General features: G+C 64.3%; 15 protein-coding genes. 4 read left to right on the plus strand and 11 right to left on the minus strand.

What is annotated here, in order from left to right; all coding sequences use genetic code 11:
• Nucleotides 1–8 precede the first annotated feature (8 nt).
• The 11 genes from F8197_RS21405 to F8197_RS21455 are packed head-to-tail and all read right to left on the minus strand — an operon-like array spanning nucleotide 9 to nucleotide 10,462.
• The gene (locus F8197_RS21405; RefSeq protein WP_227012338.1) at nucleotides 9–896 is read right to left on the minus strand and encodes a type II secretion system F family protein; all 888 of its coding nucleotides are present in this window, start codon (nucleotides 894–896) and stop codon (nucleotides 9–11) included.
• Nucleotides 897–898: 2 nt separating this feature from the next.
• Nucleotides 899–1,759, minus strand: a complete 861-nt coding sequence (locus tag F8197_RS21410; RefSeq protein WP_152883499.1) for a type II secretion system F family protein — start codon at nucleotides 1,757–1,759, stop codon at nucleotides 899–901.
• Nucleotides 1,756–3,414 carry an ATPase, T2SS/T4P/T4SS family gene (locus F8197_RS21415; RefSeq protein ID WP_152883500.1) on the minus strand — a complete coding sequence of 553 codons (1,659 nt, stop codon included), beginning with the start codon at nucleotides 3,412–3,414 and terminating at the stop codon, nucleotides 1,756–1,758. Before F8197_RS21415 ends, F8197_RS21410 begins: the two co-directional genes overlap by 4 nt.
• A 10-nt stretch (nucleotides 3,415–3,424) precedes the next feature.
• The gene (locus F8197_RS21420; protein WP_152883501.1) at nucleotides 3,425–5,008 is read right to left on the minus strand and encodes a type II and III secretion system protein family protein; all 1,584 of its coding nucleotides are present in this window, start codon (nucleotides 5,006–5,008) and stop codon (nucleotides 3,425–3,427) included.
• 1 nt (nucleotide 5,009) lies between these two features.
• Nucleotides 5,010–6,050 carry a Flp pilus assembly protein CpaB gene (gene cpaB / locus F8197_RS21425; protein WP_152883502.1) on the minus strand — a complete coding sequence of 347 codons (1,041 nt, stop codon included), beginning with the start codon at nucleotides 6,048–6,050 and terminating at the stop codon, nucleotides 5,010–5,012.
• A gap of 3 nt (nucleotides 6,051–6,053) precedes the next feature.
• Nucleotides 6,054–6,239 (minus strand): hypothetical protein, encoded by a 186-nt coding sequence (locus F8197_RS21430; RefSeq protein WP_152883503.1) that lies wholly within the window; start codon nucleotides 6,237–6,239, stop codon nucleotides 6,054–6,056.
• Nucleotides 6,236–6,886: a hypothetical protein gene (locus tag F8197_RS21435; protein ID WP_152883504.1), complete on the minus strand. Its 651-nt coding sequence runs from the start codon at nucleotides 6,884–6,886 to the stop codon at nucleotides 6,236–6,238. The genes F8197_RS21430 and F8197_RS21435 overlap by 4 nt, the downstream gene beginning before the upstream one ends.
• Nucleotides 6,887–6,944: 58 nt before the next feature.
• Entirely contained in the window at nucleotides 6,945–7,754 is an 810-nt protein-coding gene (locus F8197_RS21440; RefSeq protein ID WP_152883505.1) for a hypothetical protein, read from the minus strand.
• Between the two features lie 21 nt (nucleotides 7,755–7,775).
• Nucleotides 7,776–8,621, minus strand: a complete 846-nt coding sequence (locus F8197_RS21445; protein ID WP_152883506.1) for a hypothetical protein — start codon at nucleotides 8,619–8,621, stop codon at nucleotides 7,776–7,778.
• A complete protein-coding gene (locus F8197_RS21450; RefSeq protein ID WP_152883507.1) occupies nucleotides 8,606–10,141 on the minus strand; it encodes a pilus assembly protein TadG-related protein in 1,536 nt (511 codons plus the stop codon). Before F8197_RS21450 ends, F8197_RS21445 begins: the two co-directional genes overlap by 16 nt.
• Before the next feature lie 48 nt (nucleotides 10,142–10,189).
• Nucleotides 10,190–10,462 (minus strand): Flp family type IVb pilin, encoded by a 273-nt coding sequence (locus F8197_RS21455; RefSeq protein ID WP_019924079.1) that lies wholly within the window; start codon nucleotides 10,460–10,462, stop codon nucleotides 10,190–10,192.
• 557 nt (nucleotides 10,463–11,019) lie between these two features.
• Between F8197_RS21455 and F8197_RS21460 the strand changes: the two genes are divergently transcribed.
• The 4 genes from F8197_RS21460 (at nucleotide 11,020) to F8197_RS21475 (ending at nucleotide 15,999) form a co-directional block, all read left to right on the plus strand.
• Complete coding sequence (locus F8197_RS21460; RefSeq protein WP_193333507.1) at nucleotides 11,020–13,149, plus strand: M3 family metallopeptidase; 2,130 nt, start codon at nucleotides 11,020–11,022, stop codon at nucleotides 13,147–13,149.
• Between the two features lie 63 nt (nucleotides 13,150–13,212).
• A complete protein-coding gene (locus F8197_RS21465) occupies nucleotides 13,213–15,348 on the plus strand; it encodes a M3 family metallopeptidase (protein WP_152883509.1) in 2,136 nt (711 codons plus the stop codon).
• A gap of 79 nt (nucleotides 15,349–15,427) precedes the next feature.
• Nucleotides 15,428–15,637, plus strand: a complete 210-nt coding sequence (locus F8197_RS21470) for a VF530 family DNA-binding protein (protein WP_056143052.1) — start codon at nucleotides 15,428–15,430, stop codon at nucleotides 15,635–15,637.
• 17 nt (nucleotides 15,638–15,654) lie between these two features.
• A complete protein-coding gene (locus F8197_RS21475) occupies nucleotides 15,655–15,999 on the plus strand; it encodes a DUF4404 family protein (RefSeq protein WP_056143055.1) in 345 nt (114 codons plus the stop codon).
• Nucleotides 16,000–16,152 lie beyond the last annotated feature (153 nt).

Here is a 16,152-nt window from a genome sequence, read left to right on the forward strand (position 1 = left end):
TGCCGCACCTAGAAATCCACGCCCGATTGCAGGAACTTCATCGCAATCGGGAAAATCAGCACCAGGAAGGTGACCGGAAAAATAAAGGCCACCAGCGGAAAGATCAGCTTGACCGGCGCTTCCATCGCCAGTTGCTCGGCGCGCTGGAAGCGTTCGGCGCGGCGCTGCTCGGCCTGCGCGCGGAAGGTGGCGCCCAGGCTCGCACCCATGCGTTCGGCCTGGATCACGGCGCTGACAAAGCTCGAGATTTGCGGCAGCCGCAGCCGCTCTTCCATGCGCCGCAGCGCTTCGGCGCGCGTAAGGCCGGCGCGCAGGTCGCGCAGCACAAAGGCAAACTCGCTCTTGAGCGGACCAGCCGGCCCCTTGGCCACCGCCTGGGTAATCGCCCCGGCCATGTTCAGGCCCGCCTCCACCGACATCACCAGGAAATCGAGGTAGGTCGGCAGCGCCTTGATGATCAGTTTGCGGCGGGTCTTGAGTGCGTCCTTGAGCCACATGCGCGGATACACGAAGCCCACCATGGCCACCAGCAGCACGGTGGTCCAGTTGAACAGGCCGGCGGCAGCGAGCACGCTGGCTGCCAGCACGCCAAAGCCCAGCAGGCTGACCAGGCACAGCGCGATGAACTGCGCTGCGCTCATCAGGTACAGCAGGCCGGACAGGCGCAACTGCTCGCCGGGGCCGGCCAGCAGCGCGCGCGGGAAGCAGTGGCCCAGGTGGTAGTCGAGCAGGCGGATGAGCGGCCACAGCAGGCGTAGCGGGTGTGGCAGCGGATCGAGCCAGGCGCGGTCCTCAGCGGGCACCTGGCGCTTGAGGCGCACGGCGCCATGAGCCAGCGCCGCCACGCACAGGGCGCAGGCCAGGCCGATCAGCATTGAAAGAAGGATGAGGGCCATGATCACACATCGATCGCGGTGATTTTGCGGATGAAGTGGTAGCCCACGCCCACCGTGCAGACGATCACGGCCATGGTGACCCAGCCGTACCACGCGTGGAACAGCGGCGCCATCGCCTCCGGTTCCATCACGTTTAGGACCGCGATCAGCAGCAGCGGCAATGCGCTCATGACCAGGCCCTGCATCTTGCCCTGCGCCGTCAGGCTGCGGATCTTGCCTTCCATTTGCAGCCGCGCGCGCAGGGTTTTGGCCAGCGACTCCAGCGTCTCTGCCAGGTTGGCGCCCACTTCGCGCGACAGCGCCATGGCGGCAGTGACCAGCGTCAGGTCGGGCAGCGGCACGCGGCGCTCGAGCGCGCCCAGGGCCACGGCGAAATCGGCGCCCAGGCGCAGTTCGCGCTGCAGCAGTTCGAATTCCTGCGATACGGGTGGCGGCGCTTCGGCGGCCACCGCGTCGAGCGCCATGCCCAGACTGGCGCCGGCGCGCAGCGAGCCGGCCATCATCAGGAGCGCGTCCGGCAATTGCTGCTCGAAGCGGCGCAGGCGGCGCCGGCCGATAATGCGCAGCAGCAGTTGCGGTGCGGCCAGCGCCAGCGCGGCGGCCAGGCCGGCCAGCAGCAGGTTGCCAGTGAGCAGCCACACCACGATCGGCGCCACCGCCGCGATCACCAGGTTGAGCACGAAAATGCGCTCGGCGTCGGTGAAGATGAACATGCCGGCCAGGTCGCTCTGGGCGGCGCTGGCCAGCCGTTGCTGGCGGCGCGACAGCCAGCGGCTGCCGAAGTACAGGAACAGCCACAGCAGCAAGAGCACGACGATAAAAATCGCGCCGACCAGCAGCAGGGGGGAAATCGCATGGCTCATGGCAAGCTCCCCGCGCTGAAGATCGTGGTATCGACCGGCAGGCCGCGCTTGACCAGGTCCTGGTAAAAGTCGGGAATGTGGCCGGTGGGCGCGAAGCCGCCGCGCACCTTGCCGTCGGCGCCAAAGCCGTCCTGCTCGAAGCGGAAGATGTCTTGCAGCTGGATCAGGCTGCCTTCCATGCCGCTGATTTCGCTGATGTGGGTGACCTTGCGCGTGCCGCAGGAAAACCGCGTCTGTTGCACGATCAGGTTGACGGCCGAGGCGATCTGCTCGCGGATCGCCTGCATCGGAATGTCCAGTCCGCTCATCAGGGTCATCACTTCCAGCCGCGACAGGCAGTCGCGCGGGCTGTTGGCGTGGGCGGTAGTCAGCGAGCCATCGTGGCCCGTGTTCATCGCCTGCAGCATGTCGAGCGCTTCGCCACCGCGGCACTCGCCGACGATAATGCGGTCGGGCCGCATGCGCAGGCAGTTGCGCACCAGGTCGCGGATGGTGACGGCGCCGCGTCCCTCGATATTCGGTGGCCGTGCTTCGAGCGACACCAGGTTGGGCTGGCTCAGCTGCAATTCGGCCGCATCCTCGACGGTGACGATGCGCTCGTTGTCGGGAATGAAATTGGACAGCACGTTGAGCAGCGTGGTCTTGCCGGACCCGGTGCCGCCCGACACCACGATATTGGCGCGCAGCCGCACCGCCACCCGCAAAAAGCCGACCATCGTTTCGTTGAGGGCGCCAAAGCGCAGCAGGTCGTCGGTTCCGAGCTTGCGGCGCGAAAATTTGCGGATCGTCAGGCTCGGCCCCTTGATGGCCAGCGGCGCAATCACCGCGTTGACGCGCGAGCCGTCTTTCAGGCGCGCATCGACCATCGGCGAGCTTTCGTCGATGCGCCGGCCAAGCGGCGAGACGATGCGCTCGATGGCGGCCAGCACCGCCGCGTCGTTGGAAAACGAAATATGCGAGCGGGTCAGCACACCGTCGCGTTCGATAAAAATATCGTTGTGGCGGTTGACCATGATTTCGCTGACCTGCTCGTCGGCCAGCAGCGCCTCCAGCGGACCCAGGCCGACGATCTCGTTGAGCACCACGTCGCGCAATTCGTCGCGCAGCGCGCGCAGCGGGCTGAAGGTGTCGTCGGTGTCGATCAGTTCCTCGATCAGTTTTTGCACGGCCGCCCGCAATTCGGCATCGGCCATGCGCGCCACGTTGACGCGGCGCAGGTCCATGGCGGCAATCAGCTTGCGGTGCAGGGCGGCGCGCAGCAGCATGCCGTCGGGATTTTCCAGCGCGCCCAGTATCGGCGCCGGATCGCTTGCTGGCGCTGGCACGCCGTCGATGACGGTGACCGGATCCGGCGTGGAGCGCAGCCGCGCCCGCACCGTGTAGTCGCCCAGTGCGATCTCGTCGTTGGCCGCGAGCGGGCCGTACTGGCGCACGTCATTGCCATTGACGCGCACCGGCGCCATGCCACCGGCATCCGCCAGGTGCAGGCCATCGTCGCGGAGCGTAAATGCCAGTTGACGGCGGCCGATGCGCCAGCCGGTGAGCGGCACCACGCTACCCTCGTCCTTGCCGACAAAGCAGTGCGGACCGGGACTGCTGCCCTGGCCGACAGGCTCGCCGCGCCGGGCGACTTCAATGCAAATGATCGGGGGCATGGCGGCTCCTTCACGGCTGCGGTGGCAGCGGTGGTTGCGGCACTGGTGGCGCGGCCGATGCCGGCGGCTTCGAAGGCACCGACGGTGGTGACGGCACCGCCTGCAGCGACTGCGCTGGAGGAATCGACGGTAATGACGGCGCCGCCTGCAGCGACTGCGTCGAAGGAATCGACGGTCCCGGCTGCTGTGCAGAAGCCGGCGGCACTGGCTCACCGGATAGTTCGGGCGCCGGAAATGGCGGATGGCTTTGCCGCAATTGCTCGAGCTTGTCGCCGAACGTGCCGATATGGGCCTCGCCGCGCTGGCGTAATTGCTGCGCCAGGCCGTCGCCGGGCGCGATGATTTCCGGCTCCAGCAGTACCACCAGCTCGGTGCGGTTGGTGCGGAAGTCGTCCGAGCGGAACAGGCGGCCCAGGATCGGAATGCGGCTGAGCGCCGGCACGCGGTCGATGGCGGTGGACATTTCGCTGTTGACCAGGCCCGAGAGGGCAATCATCTCGCCGGCTTTCAGGCTCACCTCGGTGGCGGTGCTGCGCGTGATGAAGCCGGGAATGCCGACCACCGACACTGCCGGGTCGATCTGCGACAGCTCGGTGGAAATCTTGGCGGTGATGACGTCGGCCGCGTCGATCTGCGGTTCGATGGCCAGGATGATGCCGTACGGCTTGAACTCGACCGTGGTGGCGCCGAAGGCGCCGGCCAGCGGGATCGGCACTTCACCACCCACTTGCAGGCGCGCCTTGCCACCGCTCTTGGCGGTGAGCTCGGGCGATGCCAGCAGCCGCACGTCGCCGTTCGAGATGCCCAGGTTCAGGCGCGAGGTAATGGTGGTGGCCAGCCCGAGAAAGGCGCCGTCGCGCGCGCTGCCATATTGACGAAACGGCGGCACGGCAGCGAGCAGATCGTCGCCGGCCTCGCGCTGGCGGCCATCCCGGTACACGCCGGTGGCGCGCGCCACGCCGGTCAGGCCCAGCACCGGGCCGTTGGCGCTCTTGGCCCAGTTAATGCCGATCTGCTCCAGCAGCGAACGCTTCACTTCCACGAAATGCAGGCGGAACAGCACCGAGCGCGTGTGCGACGTGCCCTGGTCTTCGCGCACGTTGAACACGATGTTGGGCGTGCCGGCCAGGCTGGTGGTCAGGCGTTGCAGCACGTCCTTGTGGGCCACGCCGCCGAGCAACAGTTCCGCGCCCACCTGTTCTACCTGGACGCCGGCCACGCCGCGCGTGAGGGCATCGACCTTGGCGCGCACCTCAAGCAGGTCGCGCGGCACCACTTGCACCCGCCACGCGTGGACGGTGGTGTCGGTCCAGACCAGCAATGTGGTCGTGCCGACCTGTTCGGCGATCAGCAGCAGCTTGCCGTCCACGGTGGTGGTGCTGAGCAGGTTGCCGCTGCCCAGCGCCACGCGCACAACCTTGCCGGCGACGGGCAGCAGGCGGATGTCGCCGGCGGCCAGCGTCAGTGGTTCGGTGGCACGGTAGTCGAGCGCTGGCAGCTGCGGTTTGACGGCCTTTGCCGCCAGGGCCGGCGTCAGCGCGGGGGCCAGCAGCAAGGCGCTGGCGACCAGGGTCAGGATGCGGTGGAGTTTCATGTCATAGCCTGCCTGGTTGAGTATCGCGCAGCGCGGGAATTGCCTGCGGCGGAGAAGCCGGCGCAGATTGCTGCGGCGCGGCCTGCGACGTGGGGTTGGCGAGCGTTGGCAGCATGGCAACCGGCGCCAGCATGCCGCTGCTGGCTCTGGCGCCGCCGACAATGAACTCGATGCCGCTGTCGCGGCTGCGTTCCGCAGGCATCAGGTGGGCGCCCCGCAGCGGCGCCAGCGTCAGTGCTTCCCGGTCGAGCTTGCCGCGCAGGACCACGCGGAAGCTGCCCAGGCGCTGACCCACCATCAGCCTGGCCGCCTGGCGCGGCGATACCAGCAGGGTGATGGAATCGAACTGGCGCTCCTCGGGCGGCGCGCCTTCCACCTCGCCGGGGCGCGCCATCTTGCTGGCCTGCTGGCCGGATGAGTTGTCGAGCTCCTGGAACTCGCGGCCGGTGGCCAGCACCACCATGTCCTGCATGAACAGCGTGGCCTGTTCCAGCGATTTTTCGTCGACCGTCGCGCGTTCGTGACGCGGCCTGGCCGCCTTCGAGATCAGGAAGATATCGACCCGGTGTTGCGGCCGCAACGTGTGGGCGATCGAATTGAGGTTGTCGATATCGATGGTCATCGCGCGCTGGCCCGCAGGCACCACGGCTGCCACGTCATTGACTTCCGGCTGTTGCAGGTCGCTCAGTTGCACCGGCCGGCCGCGCAGGACCGGGCGCGCCAGGCGCAACCCTTCCATCGACGGAAAATCATCGGCCAGCACGGTGTCGGGATAGACCAGGTCGTCCTCGACCGGACGCGCCACGAAGTGGTTGCCGCTCAACAGCGTGCCGGCCTTGGCATCCTGCTTGGGCACCACTACGCGCACCGTCACCGGCGCCTTTTGCTGCGAGCGCTCGGCCAGCTCGTTCTTGATGGCGGTTTCACGCTGCTGCAAGTACAGATAGGCCAGCAGCGCCACGCCGGCGGCCAGCGCTACCGCCAGGCCCAGCAGCAGCGCCGGATGCGTCAGGCGCGCGATGATCTTGGTGGAGGAGGCCATGGCTCATACGCTCAGCGAAATCGTATAGGAATAGGCCGCGTACGCGTCCTTCAACGCCGCCACCAGCGCATGCACCGGCGACGACGGGTGTGTGGCCGCCACCAGCGCCACCACCACGAACAGCAGCACCACCACGTATTCGGTCATCGCTTGACCGCAATGAGGATCGAGACGAACATGCGATTTCATAGCGCCTCCACGGCGGTAAGGATGATCTGGCTGGGAACGTCGGGCCAGATGACGATGCTGATCTGGCGCCGGTCGCGCTGGGCGGTGATGAAGGTCATGCCGGCACCGCGCTGCCGGTCGTCGATGTCGTGCGCGCGCGTGGCGCGCCAGCCGCTGGCGGCCAGCTGCTGCATGTAAAACTGGCGCAGCTGCGGCACCGGCATGCGCGAATGCAGCGCCATCGTCACGCCGCGCCGGCCATCGTCGTTGCTGGCCACCGATGACGCCAGCGTCGCCCCCGGCGGCAGCGGCACGCCCAGCGCGGCCGGGGTCACCGCGCGCAAGGAGGCCGTTGCCTTGCGGCCGCGCGACAGGTAGCCAAAGCTCCCCTTGCTACCTTGCGGCACCAGTTGCAAGGTCACCAGGCAGTCGCCGCCCAGGGCGGAGAGCACTTGCCAGCCGGCGGTGGTATCACGCCGTACCGCGTGGCCGGCCTTGCGCCATTGCTGTTCGGTGCGGTCCAGGATGGTGGCGAGGTCTTCCTTGCCTTGCACCTGGCGGATGTCGAGTCCCAGGCCGGCGCTGGCGACGTTGCTGGCAACCGGCATCGCGCTGAGGCCGGGCGGGATGGCGGCCGGGCACGGTTGCGCGCTGCCTGGTGCAGCCACGCAGCATCCGAGGGCGAGAAGAAGTAATGAGGAAGGAGATGGCATGGCACTCTCCCGGTCACCGTTGCAAGGCCGGCGCGGCGGGGCCGGGTTTGACCGCGCCGCATGTGCGGCTGATGAGGGTCCAGCGTTCGGTGTGGGTATGACGAATGGCTGGCTGGCGGGCGTCGATGCCCGCCATCACCTCGATCGCCTTGCGCGCGCTGGCGCGCTCCTTGGCGGTACGGGCAGTTTGCAAGTCGCGGTTCAATGCGGCGCGTACCCGCGCAATGTCCGCTGCCGCCTGCGCATCGCGTTCGGTTTTGATGCGGCGCACTTGCCTGGCCTGTTCACGCTGCTCGGGCGTACCGGTAGCTTCCAGCAATTCCGGCACGCCCCATGCGTCGCCCGGCAGGGACACCGGCTGGGCGACGTCAAAGGCGTTTTCCCAGGTCGTGTCGCTGAGCTTGCGCACGATGCTGGTCATGCGGCCAATGGAACACTGGTCCACCATGGTCAGAGTGTTGCCGTCGAGCGTCAAGGACAGGTTTTTACAGGCGTGTGGCGCGGCAAATGGCGCAGCTTCGGGCACGACCTGCTGGCCCATCCGTCGGCAGGTCGTGCTGCGCCCGCCAGTGGTGGTGGTGACCGTGCGGTTCTCGCCGGTGTCGGTGGTCGTCGTGACCGTGCCGGTGACACCATTCTTGTGATCGGTGACCGTCACGGGTGTATCCAGGTGCCGGGTGATGCCCTGGCCGACTTCGAGGCGGTAGAGTCCTGGCGGTGGCAGCATGTTCAGCATCTCGGGCGTGAAGGCCGGCGGCGCAGCGCCGGCAGCGCTGCCGGTCAGCACAGCTGCGGCCGCGAACAAGGGAACGATAGTGGACACGATGAGCCTCTCTGGTGACAGTTACTTGAGCCGGTCGTCCGGCACCTGGTCGGCACTGACCTTGCCGACTTCGATGGTTGCGGTGGCGCCGTCCCAGGGCAGCATTGCCAGCCTGGCAGCCGTGATCGGCGCGCCCAGCCCCTGGGCGGTGGGCACCATCTTTTCCACCATGGCGCGCGTGCCGTTGCGGGCGTTGGCGGCCCAGGTGTTGGACAGGATGGCGCCGCTGGCGGTGAAGGCGATGCCTTGCCACGGTGTGTCGGACCACAGGCGCTGGTACGCTGCGCTGTTCTTGGCTACCCGGTCGATCGACACGTCGGCCACCGCCAACGACTCGACCGGCAACGGCGGCACGAAATTGACCAGTCCCCTGACGCTGACTTTGTGCAGGGTGTCGATGACGGCGCTGGCGATATCGGTGTCCGGCTTGACGGCAGCAATGTCGCCTTTTACCTGCGAGCGGTTGTCGAGGTAGCGCGTGCCCGCATGGTCTTGCCACAGCGGGTCGCTGCCGTTACCGAACGCGGTGGCGCTGCGATCGGTGGCGCGAATCACGGCGCCGGCCTGACGGTCATGGATCAGTCGCAGCGCGATTTCGTTGTTGATTTCCTCGCTTGATTTCTGGTTAGGGTCGTGCAGGGTATTGAAACCGGTGGCCGATGGTTCATACCAGACCGTGCGCTCCCAGGCGGCGTAGCGCGCTGCCATGGTGGTGGTGTGCTGCACATCGGCCAGCTTGGCCAGCGCGGTCACCCCGATGAACAGCGGTACCAGCACGAACATGGCCGCCACCAGGAATTCCACCATGGCCTGGCCATGCTGGCGTACAAACCTGCGTCGGGCCGGGCCGGTCACTGGGCAGCCCATGATGCGCTCCGGTCTGCCACACTGCGATCACTCAGGCGCGCCTGCCAGTACGGGCTGAACAGGTTGGCGACTTCGGTCTTGCCGTCGCTGCGCGCCCAGCCGGCGCGCGTAAAACCGGCGCCATCGGCTTTGCTGCGATAAAAATACGATTGCGCCGCCGCCAGCGCGCGCAGCGTGTCGCCGCGCATGCCGTCTTGCAGCCGCAGCGCGTCGCTGCCGGGCAGCAGTTTGCCGCTGGTGCGGATGGTGTTGCCCGTGCGCTCGGCTTCGATGGTGACGGCATAGGCGCCGCCGTTGCGCTCCGGTGTCTGGTCGGCGGGCGTGATGGTGGGATCGCGGGCGTCGCGGTAGTAATTTTGCAGGCCGCCTGCGGTGTCGAGCGATGTGCCCGGCCCTTGTTCATAGCGCATTCTTGCCGGCACAAATGTGAGCGGCGAGACCAGTGCGGCACCGTAATGGTCGCTGGCAGCAGGGTTGTTGCGGTAACCCGTGTCATCGCTGTAGTTGCCGCTCCTGCCGGCCAATGCACCGCCGGAGCCGCCGACGATGTTGTCGTCGATCAGGGGCCAGGACGTGGTGGTGTAGCAGATGCCGGTCCAGCACGGATACCAGAATGTGCATGTGGCAAAGCCACCGCCCAGCGTGGCGTCCAGCGACAGCCAGCGTTTTTTGTCGCTGCCGAGGAAGCTGCCGCCCGCGTGGGCAAACGCAAACAAAGTACTCGAGTAGGCGTGGTTGGGCAGCAGCTTGCATGGTTTGACTTCCGTGAAGCGCCAGCGCGCTGTTGGCGTGGATGGTCGGTTGCGGGTAAAACCATCGGTCGAATTGCTGCTGACCGTAACGTCGGCAAAGCGGTCGGCAACCGCCGAGGGATCGTTGGCGCGATGCTGGCGGGTGGCGTTACCCCAGGCATGCACTTGCAAGGCGGTGCGGCCGACCAGGAATGCCCCGGAGGTCAACTGCGCTTGCGGGTCGTTGCGCTTGATGGCCTCGTCCGCCACCTGCGCCATGTTGATTGCCGTGGCCACGTGGTGCGCTTGCTGCGCCACCTCGAACGCCTTGATCAGCGCGTCGAGGCCGGTGACTGCCGGTCCCGCAAAGGCAGAAAAGGCGGAATGGGTCGTGGCGACCGGCAGGCTCTCGGCAAACTCCCATTCAGGCTTGTTATCCGGAAGCAGGGCCTCGAGACTTAACACCGCCCCATCCATCCGCTTGCGCGTGGCCGCCGCATCTTCCAGGTACGATTTAAGGCTGGCAATTTGCACCACGGCCACCTGGTTGGCGACCATGGCGCGGTTCAGATAGGCGGAAAAATTGTGATCGCGTGCCTGCAGGACGCCGGCGCTGTAGGCGCCGGCGTCGGCGGCGTTTTGCAAACGGGTCTTGGTATTGGCCAATATGCCGCTATTAAATAAAACCAGGGTAATCAGCGCGGTGGCGATGCCGAATAACAAGGTAAATACCATGGCCTGGCCGCGCTGGCGCCATGATGAATACGCTTTGGGCCGCTGGCCGCGCATGATGGGCTCGTATTTATACGTAAATATTTAATGTCGGTATGTTCTTGATTAATTTCCGGCATCGTTATCCTTGTTATATTCGGACATGCCTTTTTTGGTATTGGCGCGGGTGGCGGCGGTCTGCGCCGTGGTGCCGGCAGCCTGGATCTGGGCTTGGGCCGGTTTGCCTGCCACCTCGTTGGCCAGGCCGGATGTCTGGTTGCGGATGGTCTGGCCGAAGACCGAGTACACGCCGATGGCGGCCACGGCAATCATGGCGACGATGATCACGTATTCCATCATGCCCTGGCCGCGTTGGTGCTGTGAAAATAAATTGTTCATGATAATGACTCCCTAAATCAAAATGAGCGAAATGCCGATTCATGGTGATTTTTAAAGCCGGGGCAGTCAATATCAGGCGAATGAGGTGGCTCAACCGTGGCGCGGCGCGTATTCACGCCCTTTTGTGATATGAGCGGATTGCCGCAATTAATTAATTATTTGAATCGAATCGAATATTATTTAGTGCTATTTCCGCACCGCCATCGCGCGCCGTGGCGCACATAAAACCGCACGGGAAACCAGCAAAACTAAATTCATTTCTGGAGCCGGCCGGCAAGTTGCCGCAGCGACAGTAGACGCACTGCATGGGAGCGCTACCCGGGCCGACTTTTTCACGTCCGTGTTGCGTTCCTGCGTCAGCTTTGTTCGTAAAAACTTTTCATGCACGAATCTTTATTCGGGAATCAGGTTCGCGTTCCGATCAACTGCACTGCAGCAATTTTTGCCCGTGACGTTCACCTTGCCGCCCTGCTATGATCGAACGCTTGTGCGCTGCGCATCGGGAGGTCTCTCCCGCTGCTGCAGCATTCCCTTGGCGTTTAATGAAAGAGATCGACATGGCCCGTCCCCACCTGTTGCTTGTTGCCGCCGCGCTTGGCATCGCTTTTGCGCAACCCGTCCTGGCAGCTGCTGCCGCGCCGCTGGCAGGCAATCCGCTGGCTACCGCCAGCACCTTGCCGTTCCAGTACCCGGCCTTCGACAAGATCAAGGATGAGCATTTCCTGCCTGCGTACGCCGAGGGCATGAAGATCCACCTGAAGGAAATCACCGCGATCGCCAACAACAAGGCGGCACCCAGTTTTGAGAACACCATCGTGGCGATGGAAAAATCGGGCGCGCTGCTCACCCGCGTGCAAACCACGTTCGGCAATCTGCAAGGCGCCAATACCAACGACAAGCTCGACGCGATCGATAGCGAAATGTCGCCCAAGCTGGCCGCCCACAGCGACGCCATCTACCTCAATCCAAAACTGTATGCGCGCGTCAAAGCGCTGTACGACAAGCGCGACGCGTTGAAACTCGATGCCGAATCGAAGCACCTGCTCGAGCGCTACCACACCGACTTCGTGCGCGCCGGCGCCAAGCTGTCCGCCGCCGACAAGGAAAAGCTCAAGGAGCTCAACGGCAAGCTGGCCACGCTGCAAACCAATTTCACCCAGAATGTGCTCAAGGAAATCAACGCCTCGGCGCTGGTGGTCGATACCCGCGAAGAACTCGATGGCATGAGCGCCGCCGAGATCGATGCCGCTGCTGCGGCCGCCAAGGCCCAGGGCAAGGATGGCAAGTTCGTCGTCGCCCTGGTCAACACTACTGGCCAGCCGCCGCTGTCCGTGCTCACCAAGCGCAAGGTGCGCGAGAAGCTGATGGCCGTTTCGCTCGAACGCGGCAGCCATGGTAGCCAGTTCGACAACCGCCAGCTGGTGCTGCAAATCGCCAAGGCCCGCGCCGAGAAAGCCACCTTGCTCGGCTACGAAAACTACGCCGCCTACTCGCTGGAAGACCAGACCGCGCATGACACCGCCGCCGTCAACAAGTTGCTGACCGAACTGGCCACGCCAGCCGTCAACAACGCCAAAAAAGAAGCGGCCGACCTGCAAGCGGTGGTCGATGCCGACAAGCAGAACTTCACCGTGGGCGCCGCCGACTGGGCCTATTACACCGACAAGGTGCGCGCCCAGCGCTTCGCCTTCGACGAGAACCAGCTCAAGCCATACTTCGAACTCGACAACGTGCTGATCAACGGCGTGTTCTTTGCCGCGACCAAGCTCTACGGCATCACCTTCAAGGAACGCAAGGACCTGCCGGTGTACAACCCGGACGTGCGCGTGTTCGACGTGTTCGATGCCGATGGCAAGCAGCTGGCAATCTTCCTGGCCGACATGTACGCGCGCGGCAACAAGCAGGGCGGCGCCTGGATGAACGAATACATTTCGCAGTCGTCGCTGCTGGGCACGAAATCGGTGGTAGCCAATCACCTCAATATTCCGAAGCCGCCAGCGGGCGAACCCACGCTGCTGACCTACGACGAAGTGACGACCGCCTTCCACGAATTCGGCCACGCCCTGCACGGCATGTTCTCGAACGTGAAATACCCGCGCTTCTCGGGCACCAGCGTGCCGCGCGACTTCGTCGAGTATCCGTCGCAGGTCAACGAGATGTGGGCGATCTGGCCCGAAGTGCTGGCCAACTACGCCAAGCATTACAAGACCGGCGCGCCGATGCCGAAAGAGCTGCTGGACAAGGTTATCGCCTCGAAGAAATTCAACCAGGGCTTCAAGACCACCGAGTACCTGTCGGCCTCGCTGCTGGACCAGCGCTGGCACCAGCTGACGCCGGCGCAAATCCCGACCGACGTGCTGGCCTTTGAAGCGAAGTCGCTGAAAGACATGGGGGTCGATTTTGCGCCGGTGCCGCCGCGCTACCGCACCACGTACTTCTCGCACAGCTTCTCGGGCGGCTATTCGGCCGGCTACTACGCCTACCTGTGGTCGGAAAAGCTGGACGCCGACACCGTCGAATGGTTCAAGGAGAAGGGCGGCCTGAAGCGCGAAAACGGCGACTGGTTCCGCAGCAAGCTGCTCTCGCGCGGCGGTACCGACGATGCCATGAATTTGTTCCGCAACTTCCGTGGCCGCGATCCGGTCATCGAGCCGTTGCTCGAGCGCCGTGGTTTGACCGGCAAATAATTCATCAGCTGTAGCCCGTCCCCGGAAAACGGGGGCGGTATTCAACTTTATCGAAGGGAAACCATGATTCGTACCAACCTGATCATCGCCGCCAGCATCGCTGCCATCTGCAGTGTTGCCAATGCCGCTACCGCGGAACCAGCGGCTATGCTTGCGGCGAGCAACCCGTTCGCCAAGGTCAGCCCGTTGCAATACGGCTATCCGCAATTCGACAAGATCAAGGACGAGGACTACGCGCCGGCGTTTGCCGAAGGCATGCGCCAGCAAGCGGCCGAGATCGAGAAAATCGCCAACAACAAGGCGCCGGCCACGTTCGACAACACCATCGTGGCGATGGAAAAATCGGGCCGCCTGCTGGCCCGCGTGTCCAGCGTGTTCGGCAACCTGTCCGGCGCCAACACCAACGATACCTTCAAGGCCCTGGAGCGCGACCTCTCGCCCAAGCGCTCCGCGCACGGCGACGCCATCCGCCTCAATCCCAAACTGTACGCCCGCATCAAGTCGCTGTACGACAAGCGCGACACCCTGAAACTGGACGCCGAGTCGAAATATCTGCTCGAGCGCTACCACACCGACTTCGTGCGCGCCGGCGCCAAGCTGTCCGCTACCGACAAGGACAAACTCAAGGCCATGAACTCGCAACTGGCCAAGCTGCAAACCACGTTCGCGCAAAACGTGCTGGAAGAAGCCAACGCCTCGGCCCTGATCGTCGACACCCGTGAAGAGCTGGCCGGCATGACCGACAAGGCCATCGACGCCGCCGCCAAGGTTGCTGCCGCGCGCGGCCTGGAAGGCAAGTTCGCCATTCCGGTCGTCAACACCACCGGCCAGGCCAACCTGGCCGTGCTGACCAACCGCAGCGTGCGCGAGCGCCTGATGGCCGCATCGCTGGCACGCGGCAGCCATGGCGGCAAGTTCGACAACACCGCCGTGGTGCTGGAACTGGCCAAGCTGCGCGCCGAAAAAGCGGCATTGCTCGGCTACGCCAGCTTTGCCGCGTACTCGCTGGAAGACCAGACCGCGCGCACGCCGGAAGCCGTCAACGAACTGCTGTCCGCGTTTGCCCGCCCGGCCGTCGCCAATGCGAAAAAAGAAGGCGCCGAAATCCAGCAAGTGATTGACAAGGAAAACGGCGGCTTCCAGCTGGCCGCCCACGACTGGTCGTTCTACAGCGACAAGGTCCGCGCCGAGCGCTTCAATTTCGACCAGAACCAGCTGAAACCCTATTTTGAACTCAACAGCGTGCTGGTCAACGGCGTGTTCTTTGCCGCCAACCAGGTCTATGGTCTGACCTTCAAGGAACGCAAGGACCTGCCGGTGTACAACCCGGACGTGCGCACCTTCGACGTGTTCGATGCCGACGGCAAGCAGCTGGCCATCTTCATCGCCGACTTTTATGCGCGCGGCAACAAGCGCGGTGGCGCCTGGATGAATGCGTACGTCTCGCAATCGTCGCTGATGGGCACCCATCCGGTGGTGGCCAATCACCTGAACGTGCCGAAACCGGCCGACGGCGAACCGACCCTGCTGACCTACGACGAACTGCGCACGCTGTTCCACGAGTTCGGCCACGCGCTGCACGGCATGTTCTCGAACGTCAAGTACCCGCGCTTCTCGGGCACCAGCGTGCCGCGCGACTTCGTCGAATTCCCGTCGCAGGTCAACGAGATGTGGGCGACCGAGCCGAAGGTGCTGGCCAACTACGCCAGGCACTACCAGACCGGCGCGGCGATGCCGCAGGAATTGCTCGATAAAGTGATCGCCTCGAAGAAATTCAACGAAGGCTTCCGCACCACCGAGTACCTGGGCGCCGCCATGCTGGACCAGAAATGGCACCAGCTGGGCGTAGCGCAAATCCCGACCGACGTGCTGGGCTTCGAGGCCGCCGCGCTGAAAGCCGCCGGCGTCGATTACGCGCCGGTGCCGCCGCGCTACCGCACCACGTACTTCTCGCACGTGTTCTCGGGCGGCTACTCGGCCGGCTACTATGGCTACCTGTGGGCCGAGCGCCTCGATGCCGAAACAGTCTTGTGGTTCAACGAAAACGGCGGCATGCTGCGCAAGAATGGCGACTACTTCCGCAAGATGCTGTTGTCCAAGGGCGGCACCATGGATGCGATGCAGATGTTCCGCGAATTCCGTGGCCATGATCCGAAGGTGGAGCCGCTGCTGGAACGCCGTGGTCTGACCGAGAAGTAATCAACGTTATCGAACGTACCGGGGCTGGGCGCGATTTATGTCAGAATCGTCCCCAGCCCCAAGCTTTTTTGGAATAATTATGAGTAACGATTTACACGGTGTCACGCTCGAAGCGATGGTCACGCGCTTGCAGGAACATTATGGTTGGGACCAACTGGGTCGCAAGATCGACATCAACTGCTTTATCAGCGATCCCAGCATCAAGTCCAGCCTGAAGTTCCTGCGCCGCACGCCGTGGGCAAGAACCCAGGTGGAAGAGCTGTATCAAGCCACCAGGTTTGCCGATTGAATAACAAGGATCAAGACATGGACAGTCATCTCAAAGCATCGCTGCAAGACCTGCAAGGCAAGCTGGCCGTGGCCGGCCCCGTGGACGAAGAACTGAAAAGCCTGCTGCTGCGCCTCGACGGCGACATCCAGTCGCTGCTGGCGCGCCGCCAGGGCCTGGGCATGGCCGCTGCCGCGCCTGCCGTCGCCGGTGTGGCCACCGTGCCGGCCGCCATCAACGCTGTGCCGCAAGTCGAAGAAAGCACCACGTATGGCCTGGCCGAGCGTACCCAGGAAATCTCGGCGAAGTTCGCCGCCCAGCATCCGACCCTGGAGCCGGCCCTGCGCGAGCTGGGACGGATCCTGTCCAACATGGGTATTTGACACTGTTTGCGTAGAGATAACGCTGCATGTTTCTCTACAAGTGATTGAATAGTAAAAGATTTTTTCTCACGCACGGTGAGCGGGGGAGAGGCATTTCCGGTACAATGCCGTCCGATATGATCTCCCCTACCAATTTATTTGCGACCGTTCCCA

Origin of the sequence: Duganella sp. FT27W (assembly GCF_009295655.1) — a bacterium.
Lineage (GTDB): Bacteria > Pseudomonadota > Gammaproteobacteria > Burkholderiales > Burkholderiaceae_D > Rugamonas > Rugamonas zoogloeoides.

What these genes read in the sequence shown, in the direction of transcription:
- F8197_RS21405 (WP_227012338.1), bottom strand. Translation starts at nt 896, where the DNA reads ATGGCCCTCATCCTTCTTTCAATGCTGATCGGCCTGGCCTGCGCCCTG.
- F8197_RS21410 (WP_152883499.1), bottom strand. Translation starts at nt 1,759, where the DNA reads ATGAGCCATGCGATTTCCCCCCTGCTGCTGGTCGGCGCGATTTTTATC.
- F8197_RS21415 (WP_152883500.1), bottom strand. Translation starts at nt 3,414, where the DNA reads ATGCCCCCGATCATTTGCATTGAAGTCGCCCGGCGCGGCGAGCCTGTC.
- F8197_RS21420 (WP_152883501.1), bottom strand. Translation starts at nt 5,008, where the DNA reads ATGAAACTCCACCGCATCCTGACCCTGGTCGCCAGCGCCTTGCTGCTG.
- cpaB (WP_152883502.1), bottom strand. Translation starts at nt 6,050, where the DNA reads ATGGCCTCCTCCACCAAGATCATCGCGCGCCTGACGCATCCGGCGCTG.
- F8197_RS21430 (WP_152883503.1), bottom strand. Translation starts at nt 6,239, where the DNA reads ATGAAATCGCATGTTCGTCTCGATCCTCATTGCGGTCAAGCGATGACC.
- F8197_RS21445 (WP_152883506.1), bottom strand. Translation starts at nt 8,621, where the DNA reads ATGGGCTGCCCAGTGACCGGCCCGGCCCGACGCAGGTTTGTACGCCAG.
- F8197_RS21450 (WP_152883507.1), bottom strand. Translation starts at nt 10,141, where the DNA reads ATGCGCGGCCAGCGGCCCAAAGCGTATTCATCATGGCGCCAGCGCGGC.
- F8197_RS21455 (WP_019924079.1), bottom strand. Translation starts at nt 10,462, where the DNA reads ATGAACAATTTATTTTCACAGCACCAACGCGGCCAGGGCATGATGGAA.
- F8197_RS21460 (WP_193333507.1), top strand. Translation starts at nt 11,020, where the DNA reads ATGGCCCGTCCCCACCTGTTGCTTGTTGCCGCCGCGCTTGGCATCGCT.
- F8197_RS21465 (WP_152883509.1), top strand. Translation starts at nt 13,213, where the DNA reads ATGATTCGTACCAACCTGATCATCGCCGCCAGCATCGCTGCCATCTGC.
- F8197_RS21470 (WP_056143052.1), top strand. Translation starts at nt 15,428, where the DNA reads ATGAGTAACGATTTACACGGTGTCACGCTCGAAGCGATGGTCACGCGC.
- F8197_RS21475 (WP_056143055.1), top strand. Translation starts at nt 15,655, where the DNA reads ATGGACAGTCATCTCAAAGCATCGCTGCAAGACCTGCAAGGCAAGCTG.